This window comes from Micromonospora sp. NPDC049891 (genome assembly GCF_040660295.1).
Taxonomy (GTDB): domain Bacteria; phylum Actinomycetota; class Actinomycetes; order Mycobacteriales; family Micromonosporaceae; genus Micromonospora.
Genome location: NZ_JBFAML010000014.1, coordinates 73,507 through 88,422, shown reverse-complemented (window position 1 = coordinate 88,422; position 14,916 = coordinate 73,507). Strand labels below are relative to the sequence as shown.

Here is a 14,916-nt window from a genome sequence, read left to right as displayed (position 1 = left end):
ACGGTCAGCCGCGGTCGTCGCGGGCCGGATCCTTGACCAGCCAGTCGAGGATCGCGTCGATCGGCTCCCGCCACCGGGCGTCGAGCATCAGGTCGTGCCCCATACCGGGAAAGAGCAGCGGAGCCGAACCGTACCGTCGCGCGGCCCGGGTCAACGCCGAGGCCGGCACCACCCGGTCGTCCGGGCTACCCAGCACCAGCACTGGCGGGTCACCCACCGCCGGCTCCGGCTCGGCGCCCGTCAACAGCTGCCACTGGGCCCGCCGGGCCGCCCGCCCCAGCCGCGCGGTGTGGCGCCGGGCGTCCGCGTCGGGCAGCTCGCTGCTGAACAGCTGCCTGCGGTTCAGCCGCAGCCCGGCACCGAACACCGCCGGCAGGGTACCGAGTGGGTTGCGACGCAACGCGGTGCCGAACGTCGCCCAACCGCCGAGCACCGGTGCCACCAGCACCGCAGCCCGGGCCGGATAGCGGGCCATGGCGTGCGCGGCGACCAGGGCCCCGGCGCCGTGCCCCACCAGCACCGCCCGGCGCGGCAGGCCGGCCGCCACCTGCACCACATCGTGGGCGTACGCCCGCAGGGTCGCCTCCGGTGCCGGGTCGCTGCCGCCGTGCCCGCGCAGGCTCACCGCGTAGGCGCTGAAGCCGCGGGCGGCGACATGTCCGAGCCAGTTTTCGGCGTACGCCCAGGCACCGTGACCGAAGCCCGGCACGAACAGCAGTGGCGGCCGCCCCTCCTCCAGTTCCGGAACGGCACTGAGCACCTCACGCCGGACCGGGCGCACCGGCCGCGCCCACTCCCAGCTGCGCATCACCCGCTCGGTCACTTGCTCTCCAGCTCGCGTAGGGCGCGCTCCAGCGCGCGCAGGTAGTCGGCGTGCCCGACCTCGAACCAGTGCCGGGTCGATTCCTTCACCTGTCCCGAGTAGCGCTCACCAGCCCCGGCGCGTACCCGGGCGGCGAAGGCCGCGGCCCGCTCGGGACGGCTGACGCGCAACCGCAGCAGCCGGGCGAAGAGCACGGCCTGCCAGTGGGCCAGGGTGAAGATGCCGGAGTCCGGCTGGAGCAGCCCGGTCACCGCGAGCGTGGGATGGTCCGGTACGAGGGCGTTGAGCCACAGCCAGGGCCGGCCCACTCCCTCGTCGTCGCCGAGGATCTTCCCGTCGAGGAACTCGAAGCGCGGCAGGTAGCCGGTGGCGAAGACGACAAGTTCCGGGTCGATCTGCCGGCCGTCGGTCAGCTCCACCGAGTGCGGGTGGAAACGCTCGATGTCCGGCACCGGGGCGATCGCGCCGTGCCCCACGTGGTAGACGAGCAGGCTGTTGGCGATCGGGTGCGTCTCGTACACCCGGTGGTCCGGCTTCGGCAGGCCGAAGCGGGTCAGGTCGCCGACGGTCAGTCGCAGCGTCCGGTGGTAGAGCCACTGCCGTACGCGCAGCGGCACCCGCAACGCCAGCAGCAGGTCGTTCACCTGGTCGGCGGGACGACCGAAGACGTACTTCGGGGCGTACCAGTAGCCACGGCGGGTGGAGTGCCAACAACGCGACGCCTGCTGGGCGGCCTCCACAGCGATGTCGCAGCCGGTGTTGCCGGCGCCCACCACGAGCACCCGCTTGCCCCGCAGCTGCGCCGAGTCCTTGTACGACGAGGCGTGCATGACCTCGCCACGGAACTGCTCCAGCCCTTCGTAGCGGGGCAGCTTCGGCGACCAGTTGTGCCCGTTGGCGATCACCACGGCGGCGTACCGGGAGGTGCGCTCGGGGCCGTAGCCGCCGGTGCTGCGGGTGGTGACGTCCCACCGGTCGTCGGCGACCGGCTCGACGCGCACCACCTCGGTACCGAACCAGATGTGCCGGCGCAGGTCGAAGTGGTCGGCGTAGCGCTCGAAGTACGACAGCAGCTGGCTGTGGTGCGGGTAGTCCGGCCAGTGGTCGGGCATCGGGAAGTCGGGGAACTGGGTGAACGGCCGCGACGAGATCAGGTGGGTGCTGGCGTACACCGGGCTGCGGTCGTGCCGCCAGTTCCAGGCACCGCCGACGCCGGTCTCGCGTTCGTAGCAGTCGACCCCGAAGCCGTGCTCGGCGAGGTTCTTGACCGCGGTCAGGCCGCTGGCACCGGCGCCGATGACGCAGACGGTGTCGCCCCGGTCGGAGACCGGGCGGCCGTCATGGCGGCGAGCGAGAGTCGTCGTTTCCGGATCTGGCCGGCCGGGCTCGGTGGAGGTGGGCACCGGGGGATCTCCTTCGTCTCGGCACGAGTGCCGGGTCGCGCGAAATCCTCTCCACAACGGAGCGGGATGTCCAGCCCGGCGGACGGCCGATGTCAGGCGGTGGCGGGCAGCAACAGGTCGACCAGGACCGGGAAGTGGTCGCTGGCCCGCCGGGTCAGCGGGGTGTCCACCACGTCGTAGTCGACCACGATGATCCGCGCATCGACGAACAGGGCGTCGATGCGCCGTCGGGGGTCCGCGCACGAGTAGGTGAGCCGGTCGGTCCGGTCGGCCGCTTCCGCCGCGTCGGTAAGCCCGTCGGCGACGGTGCGCCATGCCGGCCCACCCGGTTCCTCGTTGAGGTCGGCGGCGGCGATCACCGGGTGCGGTGCGGCGGCCAGGTCCCGTTTGAACAGCTCGGCCTGGCCGGGACGCTCCGCCGCGTCGGTGGACAGGTGTGACCCGGCCACGGTGAACCGGGCGGAGGCGCCCACCCGGCAGTCGGCGTAAGCGGCGCCGCGCAGGTGCCGGCCGGGGGTCAGCGGGAAACGCCGGCAGCGGGTCCCGGTCACCCGCACCCGGAGGCTTGTCAACACCAGGTTGCCCAGCGACGGCAGCCCACCGGCGGCGACGACCAGGCCGAACGACTCGGCCAGCGCGGCCGACTTCTCCCGCCACCGGAACCGGCGCGGCCCCTCCTGGACGATCACCACGTCCGGCGCCGCCTCGCGCACCACAGCGGCCAGCGCGGCGGTGTCGTCGCGCTGGCCGTGGACGTTGTACGACAGCACGCGCAGCGGCACGCCGAGTTCGGTCACCGGGTGTGTCGAGGACACGGGCTAGACCCGTCGGGCCAGGTCGGCAGCGCCGATGACTCCGGCGGAGTTGCCGAGCTCGGCCGGACGGATCTCGGCCACCGGCAACCGGCTGCGCTGGGCCAACGCCTCGGTGAACGAGCGACGGGTCGGGCCCATCAGCAGGTCACCGGCGTCGATGACGCCGCCGCCGACGACCAGGATCTGCGGGTCGAGAATCTGCGCCATGTCCGCCAGGCTGGTGCCGAGCCAGCGCCCGACCTGTGCGAACGCCTCGGCCGAGACGGGATCGCCACCCTTGGCGGCGGCGGTGACCATCGGGCCGGTGATCGCCTCGGCCTCCCCGTCGGCCAACTCCAGCAGGGCTGCGGCCCGGTGCGGCTCCTGCCGGGCGGCAGCCCGGGCGAACCGGACCAGGGCGCTGCCGCTGGCGTACTGCTCGATGCAGCCGAGTCGGCCGCAGCCGCACTGGTGACCGTCGGGGACGGTGAGCATGTGGCCCAGTTCTGCGGCGATGCCATGGGCGCCCCGGACCAGCTCACCGCCGAGCACGATGCCGCCGCCCACGCCGGTGCCGATGGTGAACATGACCATCGAGTCGTCGGCGTGGCGGGCGGCGCCGTAGCGGAACTCCGCCCAGGCCGCCACGTTGCCGTCGTTCTCGACGATGACCGGCAGGCCGACCGCCGCGCTGACGTACGCCCGCAGCGGCTCGTCACGCCAGGCCAGGTTGGGGGCGAAGAGCACCGTGGAACGGCTGGCGTCGATCCAACCCGCCGCGCCGATGCCGACCGCCTGGATGTCGTGGCCGGCGGCCAGTTCGGCGACCAACTCGATGATCACGTCGCGGGTCTTGCCGACATCGTCGGCGGGGGTGTCCCGTCGGGTCTGCACAAGGACCGTGCCGGTGTCGTCGACGACACCGCCGGCCACCTTGGTGCCACCGACGTCGACTCCGATGGTCAGCGTCACCGCTGCCACTCCCCTCTGCTGTGCCACCCCGCGCACACCGGCCCTCGCCGGTGGTGCGGGTCGTCCCTGATCAGGCTCCGTCGCCTGGTGCGCCCTGCCGCCCGCCGGGCACGGCACGGCCGTCCGGTGCGGGCTGGTCACCCGGCACGGGTTCGCCGTCGGGTACCCGGGAGGCGGGCACCACGCGACGCTCGGTCGACGTCCGGCGCCCGGCCGGTGCGACCGGCCCGGCGGCGTCGACGGGCGCGGCGGCCGGGACGGCGACGTCCTCCGCCCGGGTCGCGGCGGACCAGACGTCCCGCTCCGGTGCCGGCTGAGAATCATGCCCGGTACGGGTCGCCTCGCGCCACACGTGGTCGCCGTACGGTTCGGCGGCGGTGGCGGTGGCATCGGCGGCGGACGTCTCCGCCGGGTCGGCGGCCGGGCCGGGGGCCGACTCGGCCGGGCTGAAGGCGCGCAGGAAACTTGCCAGGCCAGCGGCCAGATCTCCGGCACCGGTGGCCAGTCGTTCGGCGAACTCGGGGCTCGGGTCGCGCAGCGCGGCGATGCCCCGGCATACCGGGCAGACGCAGCATTCGGCGGCACCGGTGGCGAAACCACCCCCGGCGGCACCGGGCCCGGCGGCCGGTGCGTCGTTGTGACCGAGGACACCGGTCACGATCCCGCCGAGCGGGCCCAGCGGCACCGCTGCCGGGTTGTTGGCGGCCATCCGTACGGTGGCCAGCAGAGTGGCGACCAGCCGCTCCGCTTCTTCCCGGGCCGTACCCGGATCTGTCGCACCCATGCTGGGCTCCTCTACCGCGGCGACCGGGTCGCCGGACGCGTCACTGCGCCGCACCGGATGCTTCTACCCGGCGCTTGAGCTGCTTCAACGCGGCATCCATGATCATTTTTTCGGCCTTGCGCCGGAACATCCCGAGCATCCCGACCGCGAGCTCCACCTCCAGGGTGTAGGTCACGGTGGTACCCCCGTCGGCGTTGGCCACCAGGTCGTACGCGCCCCGCTGCGCCTGCTGCATCTTCGACGGGGCCACCAGGTGCCACTCGATGCGGGACAGATCCTCGGCGTAGGCGTACGCCAGCACGTACTCGTCGGTCATCACCGTGGCGTCGAGGACGAAACGGACCTGGCTGGCGTAACCGTCCTCGTACTCCTCGATAACCTCCGCCTCGCGGACCGCGTCGGTCCACTCCGGGTAGCTCGGGAAGTCACAGATGACCGCCGCCACCCGGTCCGGTGACGCGCCGATGATGATCGACTGGGTGGAGGTGTCCGCCATGCTGGGAGGCTACCGTCCGGTGACCCCCGGCGTGCCGCGCCGCCCACCTGCGGTGTGCTCCCGGCCGGCCGGCCGGGTAGGTTTCGACACAGCCACCGGCGCAGGTGGCGGCCCGACCCGGTCCTGTGAGCACGAGGGAGTGCAGGTGCGCGAGTTCACCGTCCCGCCGATCGTCACTGTCGGCGATTCGGCCAACCTCACCGATCCGGTCTGGGACAACGCCGAGGCCGCGCCCGACGCGGTGCAGTTCGTCCGCCGGGACGCCACAGGTGCCTGGGCCGACGTGACCTGCCGGCAGTTCCGCGACGAGGTGGCCGCGGTCGCCCGTGGGCTGGTCGCCGCCGGCGTGCAGCCGGGCGACCGGGTGGCGCTGATGAGCCGCACCCGGTACGAGTGGACGCTGGTCGACTACGCCGTCTGGGCGGCCGGTGCGGTCACCGTGCCGATCTACGAGACCTCCAGCGCCGAGCAGGCGTCCTGGATCCTGGGCGACTCCGGCGCGGTGGCCGTCGTGGTGGAGACCACCGCGCACGCCACGCTGGTGGCCGGCGTCCGTGACCAGTTGCCCGCGCTGTCCCACGTCTGGCAGATCGACCTGGGCGGGGTGGACGACCTGGTGGCCGCCGGCGCGGAGGTGGAGCCGACCGAGATCGAGCGCCGCCGCGCCGGTCTGCGTTCCTCGGACATGGCGACGATCATTTACACCAGCGGCACCACCGGCCGACCCAAGGGCTGCGTGCTGACCCACCGCAACATGTACGCCGACATCGCCAACGCCGTGCCGGTGCTGCCGAACCTGTTCGGGCCGAACGCGTCGACCCTGCTGTTCCTGCCGCTCGCGCACGCCTTCGCCCGGCTCATCCAGATCGGCGTGGTGCAGGCCCGGGCCACCATGGCGCACTGCTCGGACACCAAGGATCTGGTCGCCCAGCTCCAGGAGTTCAAGCCGACCTTCGTCCTGTCGGTGCCGCGCGTGTTCGAAAAGGTCTACAACGGCGCCAAGCAGAAGGCCGAGGCCGGCGGCAAGGGCAAGATCTTCGCCCGGGCCGAGGCGGTCGCCATCGCGTACAGCGAGGCACTGGAGACGCCCGGCGGACCGGGCCTGGCGCTGCGCGCCCAGCACGCGCTCTTCGACCGGCTGGTCTACGGCAAGCTGCGGGCCGCGCTCGGCGGCCGCTGCCGCGACGCGATCTCCGGCGGCGCGCCACTCGGCGCCCGGCTCGGCCACTTCTTCCGGGGCGTCGGCGTGACCGTCTGCGAAGGTTACGGCCTGACCGAGACCTCTCCCGCCGCTTCGGCCAACCTGCCCGGCTTCACCCGGATCGGCACGGTCGGCCGGCCGCTGCCGGGCGTGACCATCCGCATCGACGACGACGGCGAGGTCCTCATCGCCGGCGATCTCATCTTCCAGGGGTACTGGCACAACGACGAGGCCACCGCCGAGGCGATCACCGCCGACGGCTGGTTCCGCACCGGCGACCTGGGTTCGCTGGACGGTGACGGCTACCTGACCATCACCGGCCGGAAGAAGGAGATCATCGTGACGGCCGGCGGCAAGAACGTCGCCCCTGCCGTACTGGAGGACCAGGTCCGAGCGCACCGCCTGGTCAGCCAGTGCGTCGTGGTCGGCGACCGCCAGCCGTTCATCGCCGCGCTGATCACCCTCGACGAGGAGGCCCTGCCGGGCTGGCTTGAGACGGCCGGGCTGCCGGCCGACACCGGGATCGAGACGCTGCGCCAGCACGACGGGCTGCGGGCGGAGATCCAGGCCGCGGTGGACCGGGCCAACCAGTCGGTTTCCAAGGCCGAGGCGATCAAGGTCTTCCGGGTGCTGCCCCGCGACTTCACCGAGGCGACCGGGGAGCTGACCCCGTCGCTGAAGGTCAAGCGCCAGGTCGTGCACAAGACGTACGCGGCGGAGATCGCCGACATCTACCGCGGCTGACTACCATCCGTCACGTGCCCGCCTCGACATCCGCCCTGGCCCGTTCGCACCCGCTCGCCGCGGCGGCGCGCGTCGTCGTCCTCACGCTTGTCGCCGTCCTGACCCTGTTCGCCACCCGCGACGTGACCCAGCTGTGGTGGATCGTCCTGCTGGCGCTGGCCGGGTTGCCGGCGATGCTGGCACCCCAGCACCGGCTCGTCGGCCCACTCAGCCGGGTGGCGGAGGTGGTGGTGCTCGGGCTGGCGGCCAGCCAGGTCGCCGCGGTGGCCACCGTCGGCGGCCACATCGGCGGCCTGGGCGCCTCCGCGGTGCTGCCCTACCTCGCGGTCCCGGTGACCGTCACCGCGCTACGTCGCCGATTCCGTGAGGGCGCGGCGCTGATCGCCGTGACCGCCGGCAGCCTGCTGGTCGCCGGCGCGGTCACCGAGGTCGGCGGGGTCCGCCAGCTGAGCCAGCCCGGATATCTCGCCGTCTGCGCGCAGTGGCTGATCCTGGCCGCTCTCGGTCTGTACGCCGCCGGCACGCTGCACCGGGTGATGCAGGCCCGCCACGACAGCAAACCCCAGCCGTACGCCGAGGCGACCCGGCTGCTGACCCAGCTGCGCACGGTGGCCCGCCAACTGCCCGGCGCCACGCTGGACCCGGGTGGCATCTCCGAGCACCTGTTGGAGGAGCTGCGCACGGTGGCCCGGACCGACCGGGGCGCGGTGCTCTCCGCCAGCGGTGGTGGCCGGCTGGTGGTGCTCGCCCAGCTCGGCGCGGACCGGGTCGACTGGGAAACCACTATCGACGCGGACTCGGCCATCGCCGACGCCTGGGCCAGCCAGCAGTCACAGACCGCGGCCCGCTCGCAGTCCCGCTCGCACCGGGGTGGCGAGGTTTCGGCGCTGATCGTGCCGCTGGTGGCCGGGTTGCGCACGGTGGGCCTGGTGGTGTTGGAGACCGACACGGCGCACGCGTACCCGCCGCCGGTGGTGGCCCAGGTGACCGGGCTGACCGGCCCGGCCGCGCTGCGCCTGGAGGCCGCCCTGCTCTTCGACGAGGTGCGCTCGCTGGCCACCAACGAGGAGCGGCAGCGGCTGGCTCGGGAGATCCACGACGGGGTGGCCCAGGAACTGGTGATGGTGGGCTACGGCATCGACAATGCCCTGGCCACCGTCCACTCCGACGCTGAGGAGACCGCCGAGTCGCTGCGCCTGCTGCGCCAGGAGGTGACCCGGGTGATCACCGAGCTGCGGCTGAGCCTGTTCGAGCTGCGCAGCGAGGTGGACCGGCACGGTGGCCTGGCCGCCGCGATCGCCGAGTACGCCCGCACCGTCGGCGCCTCCGGCGGACTGCGGGTGCACCTGTCCCTGGACGAGTCCACCGCCCGGCTGCCCGCCGCGACCGAGGCCGAGCTGTTGCGCATCGCCCAGGAGGCGGTCACCAACGCCCGCAAGCACGCCGGCGCGGCCAATCTCTGGGTCACCTGTGAGGTCGACCCGCCCTACGCGCAGATCGAAGTGTCGGATGACGGTCACGGCATAGGTGACCAGCGCTCGGACGGGCACTATGGTCTTGCGATCATGGCCGAGAGAGCGGAACGTATCCGGGGCCGGTTGGAGATCAGGCCGCGGCAGCCGAGCGGGACGACCGTCGCGGTGGTGGTCGGTTCACCGCCCCGGCGCGATAACGTTCGCGGTAGCGCCGCCGCAGCAGAAGGGGAGTAAGCCGAGGATGACCACAAGCCCGACACCGGCAACCCGTACCAAGGTCCTCCTTGTCGACGATCACGACTTGATCCGCAAGGGCCTGCGGCACGCCTTCGAGCGCGACCGGCAGTTCGAGGTCGTCGGCGAGGCGGCCACGGCGGCGGAGGGCGTCCGGCAGGCCGGTGCCCTGCAGCCCGACGTGGTGATCATGGATCTGCGGCTGCCCGACGGCAGCGGCCTGGAGGCCACCCGGGCACTGCGCAAGTCCAGCGCGTCAATGGGCATCGTGGTGCTCACCATGTACGCCGGCGACGACCAGCTCTTCGGTGCGCTGGAGGCCGGTGCCAGCGCGTTCGTGCCGAAGACCGCGCCGGCCGACGAGGTCGTCGCCGCCGCCCGGCACGCCGCCTCCTCCCCCAGCGCCTTCACCGCCGCCGACCTGGCCGAGGCGATGAAGCGTCGACTCGCCCCGTCCGGGCCGCAGCTGTCCCCCCGCGAGGGTCAGGTGCTGCGGCTGCTCGCCGACGGAATGAGCGTCGCCGGCATCGCCAAGCAGCTGTTCGTCAGCGAATCGACCGCCAAGACCCACATTTCGAAGCTCTACGAGAAGCTCGGCGCGGCCAACCGGGCGCAGGCGCTGATGACCGCGCTGCGGCTCGGTCTGCTCGAAGCGCCGGACGCGCCGAAGTTCTGAGGCGTCCGGCGCAGGCACCTACGGGGATCCGTGTCCCGCCACGGCGGGGCACGGATCTTCGCATTGGTCGCCCTCCGCACGGACCGCCTATGGCCTCCCTTGCGAAAGCGGGGCAGAATACCCGCCGGGGCGCCGTCGCCCCGAGGGCGCGCGAAGGGGTGAGGTCATTGCAGCGGCCGGACTGGGCACCCGAGACGATCGACGTCGAACGTCCCAGCGTCGCCCGCATGTACGACTACTATCTCGGCGGCTCGCACAACTTCGCCGTTGACCGGGCTGCGGCCCGCGCGATGGTGGCGGCGGTACCGCAGGCGCCACTGATGGCCCAGGCCAACCGTGCGTTCCTGCGTCGTGCCGTGCAGTTCCTCACCGACGCCGGCATCCGCCAGTTCCTGGACATCGGCTCCGGCATCCCCACGGTGGGCAACGTGCACGAGATCGCGCAGCGGCACGCCCCCGACTCGCGGGTGGTCTACGTCGACGTCGATCCGGTCGCCGTGGCGCACAGCCGGGAGATCCTGGCCGGCAACGACCGCACGGCGGTGGTCCAGGAGGATCTGCGCCACCCCGACCGGATCCTGTCCCACCCCGACGTCCGCGCGATGCTCGACTTCTCCCAGCCGATGGCCGTGCTGGTGGTGGCGGTGCTGCACTTCGTCTCCGACGACGACCGGCCGGCCGAGGTGCTGCGGACCCTGCGCGCGGCGCTGGCCCCCGGCAGCTACCTGGTCCTGTCCCAGGCCAGCGACGACGGTCGGGACGAGACCGAGCGGGCCGAGGCCGAAGAGGTCTACCGGCGCACCGACAACCCGCTGTGGGTACGCAGCCGGGCCGAGCTGACCGGATTCTTCGACGGCTTCGAGCTTGTCGAACCCGGCGTCGTGTGGGTGCCGCAGTGGCGTCCGGAAACCCCGGAAAGCGCCGAGGACGCCGAACGGGCGGTGTTCCTCGGCGGGGTCGGGCGCCTCGGTGGGTGAGCCTCCGGACGGCCAGCCCTGCGTCGGCGTGTTCGCCCGCGCCTGGGCGAAGGCGGTAGCGGGCACCAGCTATCTGCCGATGACCCACGCCCAGTTGGAGATGCTGCTTCAGCGGCTCACCAACCTGCTGACCGAGGCGCTGCGGGCGGAGCCGCTCGACCTGCGGGTGGGTCACCGGGTCGCCGACGAGCTGGTCGCCGCGCACATCGCCTCCGCCGAGGCGCTCGGCCGGACCGTGGAGGTGATCCAGCTTCGTCTGGTCCGCGACCTCGACCTGGTCGCCGACGACATCGAGGACCGGATGGCCCGCCTGCTGGGCGCGGTGGCCACCGGCTACGCCCGGGCGCTGCGTGACCGGACCCTCGACGAGCAGGAGTCCATCCGGCGTGCCGCGATGACCGCTCGGATCGAGGCGGAACAGGCCCTGCGGGCCAGTGAGGCCCGCTTCCGGCATCAGGCCACCCACGACCCGTTGACCGATCTGCCGAACCGCACGCTCTTCGCCGAACGCCTCGCCATCGCCGTCGACGGGTCGGCCGGCAGCGGCCGCCGGGTCGGGCTGTGTTTCCTCGACCTGGACCGGTTCAAACGGGTCAACGACTCGTTCGGGCACCAGATCGGCGACCGGGCGCTGGTAGCCGCGGCAGGACGACTGCGGCGGGCGGTCGAGCCGCACCTGGTCGCGCGGCTCGGCGGGGACGCCTTCGTCGTCCTCGTCGAACGGTCCACCGGCACCGGAGACGTGGTCGCCGTCGCCGAGGCGGCGCTGGCCGCGCTCTCCGAGCCGGTGGTGGTCGACGGGCATGACGTGACGGTCACGGCGAGCGTGGGCATCGTGGAGCGGCGGGTCGCCGGAACCTCACCGGACGACCTGATGCGGGCCGCGGGCAGCACCCTGCACTGGGCCAAGTCCGCCGGGGGCGCGGGGTGGGCCCTGTACGACGCGGAGCGCGACGGCCGGGAGCAGGCCCGCCAGGAACTGAGCGCGGCCATCCCGGCGGGCCTGGAACGAGGTGAGTTCTTCCTCGACTACCAGCCGTTGACCTCGTTGCACGACGGCTCGCTGCTGGGCGTGGAGGCACTGGTCCGGTGGCGTCACCCACGGCTGGGTGTGTTGCGACCGGACAGCTTCATCGGCCTGGCCGAGGAGACCGGGTTGATCGTGCAGCTCGGCGGCTGGGTACTCGCCGAGGCGTGCCGTGAGGCGGTCGGCTGGACGTCCGCCTCGGGCCAGCCCCCGTACGTCAGCGTCAACCTGGCGGTCCGTCAGGTCCGCCGACCCGGTCTGGTGCAGGAGGTGCGGGCCCTGCTGCGGCGTACCGGCCTGCCGCCGAACCGGCTCCAGCTGGAGATCACCGAAAGCACCATGATGACCACCTCCGAGGAGCCGGTACGCGCCCTTCGTGCCCTCGCCGACCTGGGCATCCGGATCGCCATCGACGACTTCGGCACCGGCTACAGCAACCTGGCCTACCTACGCGATCTGCCGGTGACCGAGTTGAAGGTCGCCGGTGAGTTCGTCCGCGGCCTACGCGCCCCGGAGGCCCGCGCCGACGAGCGGATCCTCGCCTCGCTGGTCTCGCTGGCGCACGCGCTGGACCTGACGGTCACCGCCGAGGGCGTGGAGACCGGCGGCCAGGCCGAACGACTGCGGGCGATCGGCTGCGACGCCGGCCAGGGCTGGCACTTCGGCCGTCCCGCTCCCCCCGACCACATCCTCGCCCGCATCCGCTGAACCAGCCAGGTCCGCCACACCCGCGCGCCCGAACCGGGCCGCCACCCGACCCACCCGTCACCACGGCCCGGACCGCCGCGCAGACGCAGACGACAGCTTCGGCCCGGGCCGGCCGCTGCACCGGGCAGGCGAGGCACGTCGGTGTCTCAGCCGGCGAGCAGCGTCGTCAGGCGTTGCGCCTGCGTCTCCCAGCGCCACTCCCGCTCCACCCAGGCGCGGCCGGCCGCGCCGAACTGTCGGGCGAGGTCCCGGTCGGCCAGCAGGGTGGCCACCCGGTCGGCGAGTTCCGCGACGTCGCGACCGTCCACCACGTAGCCGGTCTCGCCCTGGCGCACCGCGTCCGGGGCACCGCCGGAGTTGCCGGCCACCACCGGCAGGCCGGTCGCCGACGCCTCCAGGTAGACGATGCCGAGCCCTTCGACGTCCAATCCCCGGTTGCGGGTACGGCACGGCATCGCGTACACGTCGCCGGCCGCGTAGTGGGCGGGCAGTTCGGCCGAGGGCACCGAGCCGGTGAAGACCACCTCCCGCTCCACTCCGGACTGGCGGGCCAGCCGGGCCAGGGTGGCCCGGTACGGTCCGCCGCCGACCACCAGCAGCGCGGCGTCCGGCACCCGACGGCGGATCAGCGGCATCGCCCGGATCAGCATGTCCTGGCCCTTGCGGGGCACCAGCCGGGACACGCAGACCACCACCGGCCGGTCGGACAGGCCGAGCCGGTGCCGCACCGCGCCGCCGTCGACGGACGGGTGGTAGACGTCGGTGTCCACGCCGGGCGCGAGCCGCCGCAGCTCGGTCAGGCCGTCCAACGCCCGGGCCAGCCGGGTGCGGGTGTACTCCCCCAGGTAGGTGACCACATCGGTGTCCCGGCCGATGCGCCGCAACGCGGCCCGGGCCATCGGCAGCGCCGCCCAGCCGACCTCGTGGCCGTGGGTCAGGGCGACCACCCGCCGGATCCCGGCCCGCCGACGGAGCCCGGCGGCGAGCAGGCCGAGCGGAGCCGCCGCGCCGAACCAGACCGTGTCGCACCCGTACGCCCGGGCCAGCCGGGCGGCCCGGCGCGCCACCACCGGGGTGGGCAGCAGCACCTTGGTGCGCTCACGCACCACCTCGAACGGCTGGTCGGCGTCGAACTTGTCCGCCCCGGTCCAGCGTGACGCGTACACCACCACCGAACCGGCCGGCTGGCGCACCGCGAGGTTGTGCACGAACGACTGGATACCGCCTGGCCGGGGCGGAAAATCATTCGTGACAAGCAACGTGCGGTTCACCGGCCAACCTTTCTGGCGTACGCGCGGGCGGCGGCGATCCGCTCCACGGTGGACGGATGCGACGCCGAGTAGAGGTACTCCCAGCGGGGCGGATCGGGGTCGGAGAGGTTGACCGCGGACAGGCGTCGCTGCATCGACTCGAACGCCGCCGGGTCTCCGGTCAACGCCAGCGCGTGCGCGTCGGCACGGGCCTCGACCCGCCTCGACATCAGCGCCTGCACCGGGGCGAAGACCAGCCCGGCCACCGTGACCAGGGCGAGCAGCAACGGAAACGCGCGGGGTTGGGCCACCGAGTCGACACCGGCCAGGCGCAGCAGCGGCGGCCAGGAGCCGATCAGGTAGAGCGCCACCACGGCGGCAGCCGCACCGAGCGCGCCGGTCAGCGTGCCGACCGGTACGTCCCGGTCCCGGGCGTGGCCCAGCTCGTGCGCCACCACCGCGGTCACCTCGGCCGGCGTGGCCTCACGCAGCAGGTTGTCGTAGACCACCACCCGGCGGGTCGGCCCCAGTCCCGAAACGTACGCGTTGACCGCCCGGGTGCGCCGGGACGCGTCGGCGACGAGCACGTCGCGCACCGGCACTCCGTCCCGTTCGGCAAGTTCCATCAGCTGGCTGCGCAGCGGCGACGGCTCCATCGGGCTGAACCGGTTGAAGACCGGCTCGACGAGCACCGGCAGCACGAAGGAGAGCAGCACCACCAGGGTGGCGGCGCCGGCCGCGCCGAACGCCCACCACCATCGGGGGGCGAGTCGCACGACGGTGTAGAAGCCGAGCAGCGCCACCGCACCGATGACGGCACTTACCGCGTACGACTTGAGCAGGTCCACCGCCCAGCCGCCCCAGCCGTTGGTGGCCAGCCCGTAGCGGGTGAGCACGCTGTGCCGCCACGCCGAGAACGGCAGCGTCACCAGGTCGGCGACCAGCACCACGGCCAGGCCGCCGAGGACCGCCTGCGCGATCCAGTGGTCGCCGAAGGGGCGCCCGGCCACCTCGATCAGGCGGCTGCCCAGCGGGGTCAACCCGAGCGCCAGCGCCACCAGCAGTCCGACGCCGAGCGCCGCCCATCCGCCGGGACGCAACGCGGACCGGAACTGCCGGGCCCGCTCCACCTGCTCGGTCGGCAGGTCACGCAGGGCGGCGAGCTGGTCGGCCCGGGGGGCCGGCGGACGCTGCCACGGGATCAGCACCAGTGCCGCCACGACCAGGGCGACGGCCAATCCGGCCAGGGTCAGCAGCGCCCACCCGCGCGGACTCACCGGGCCACCCCGCTCGACGCCGGCGATCCGCCACCGCAGCGAACGCGAACCGACAGGTCGTCCGCCGTGCGCCTC

The 14,916-nt window shown here is 73.1% G+C and carries 13 protein-coding genes; 5 read left to right on the top strand and 8 right to left on the bottom strand.

From position 1 onward, the window contains the following. Positions 1-4: 4 nt before the first annotated feature. The 6 genes from AB0I71_RS19205 to AB0I71_RS19180 form a co-directional block, all read right to left on the bottom strand. Positions 5-823, bottom strand: a complete 819-nt coding sequence (locus AB0I71_RS19205) for an alpha/beta fold hydrolase (RefSeq protein ID WP_357586365.1) — start codon at positions 821-823, stop codon at positions 5-7. Next, positions 820-2,226, bottom strand: coding sequence for an NAD(P)-binding domain-containing protein (locus AB0I71_RS19200; protein WP_357586363.1), 1,407 nt, complete (start codon positions 2,224-2,226; stop codon positions 820-822). Before AB0I71_RS19200 ends, AB0I71_RS19205 begins: the two co-directional genes overlap by 4 nt. Positions 2,227-2,318: 92 nt before the next feature. Beyond that, positions 2,319-3,023 carry an endonuclease/exonuclease/phosphatase family protein gene (locus AB0I71_RS19195; protein ID WP_357586492.1) on the bottom strand — a complete coding sequence of 235 codons (705 nt, stop codon included), beginning with the start codon at positions 3,021-3,023 and terminating at the stop codon, positions 2,319-2,321. Positions 3,024-3,044: 21 nt separating this feature from the next. Then, positions 3,045-3,992, bottom strand: a complete 948-nt coding sequence (locus tag AB0I71_RS19190) for an ROK family glucokinase (protein WP_357586361.1) — start codon at positions 3,990-3,992, stop codon at positions 3,045-3,047. Between the two features lie 70 nt (positions 3,993-4,062). Beyond that, positions 4,063-4,776: a hypothetical protein gene (locus AB0I71_RS19185; protein ID WP_357586359.1), complete on the bottom strand. Its 714-nt coding sequence runs from the start codon at positions 4,774-4,776 to the stop codon at positions 4,063-4,065. 40 nt (positions 4,777-4,816) lie between these two features. Beyond that, entirely contained in the window at positions 4,817-5,272 is a 456-nt protein-coding gene (locus AB0I71_RS19180; RefSeq protein WP_357586357.1) for an SRPBCC family protein, read from the bottom strand. A 145-nt stretch (positions 5,273-5,417) separates the two neighbouring features. Here AB0I71_RS19180 and AB0I71_RS19175 point away from each other — a divergent pair, with 145 nt between their 5' ends. The 5 genes from AB0I71_RS19175 to AB0I71_RS19155 all read left to right on the top strand — a co-directional run bounded on the left by AB0I71_RS19175 (position 5,418) and on the right by AB0I71_RS19155 (position 12,314). Continuing rightward, complete coding sequence (locus tag AB0I71_RS19175) at positions 5,418-7,217, top strand: AMP-dependent synthetase/ligase (RefSeq protein ID WP_357586355.1); 1,800 nt, start codon at positions 5,418-5,420, stop codon at positions 7,215-7,217. A gap of 14 nt (positions 7,218-7,231) precedes the next feature. After that, entirely contained in the window at positions 7,232-8,926 is a 1,695-nt protein-coding gene (locus tag AB0I71_RS19170; protein WP_357586353.1) for a GAF domain-containing sensor histidine kinase, read from the top strand. Between the two features lie 7 nt (positions 8,927-8,933). Continuing rightward, on the top strand, positions 8,934-9,602 hold the full coding sequence (locus AB0I71_RS19165; RefSeq protein WP_007072219.1) for a response regulator transcription factor: 669 nt from the start codon (positions 8,934-8,936) through the stop codon (positions 9,600-9,602). 167 nt (positions 9,603-9,769) lie between these two features. Further along, on the top strand, positions 9,770-10,579 hold the full coding sequence (locus AB0I71_RS19160) for an SAM-dependent methyltransferase (RefSeq protein WP_357586351.1): 810 nt from the start codon (positions 9,770-9,772) through the stop codon (positions 10,577-10,579). A gap of 79 nt (positions 10,580-10,658) precedes the next feature. Further along, the gene (locus AB0I71_RS19155; protein ID WP_357586490.1) at positions 10,659-12,314 is read left to right on the top strand and encodes a bifunctional diguanylate cyclase/phosphodiesterase; all 1,656 of its coding nucleotides are present in this window, start codon (positions 10,659-10,661) and stop codon (positions 12,312-12,314) included. 146 nt (positions 12,315-12,460) lie between these two features. Here AB0I71_RS19155 and AB0I71_RS19150 read toward each other — a convergent pair whose 3' ends face one another. Beyond that, entirely contained in the window at positions 12,461-13,585 is a 1,125-nt protein-coding gene (locus AB0I71_RS19150; RefSeq protein ID WP_357586349.1) for a glycosyltransferase family 4 protein, read from the bottom strand. Then, positions 13,582-14,841, bottom strand: coding sequence for a M48 family metallopeptidase (locus tag AB0I71_RS19145; RefSeq protein WP_357586347.1), 1,260 nt, complete (start codon positions 14,839-14,841; stop codon positions 13,582-13,584). The genes AB0I71_RS19150 and AB0I71_RS19145 overlap by 4 nt, the downstream gene beginning before the upstream one ends. Positions 14,842-14,916: the final 75 nt, after the last annotated feature.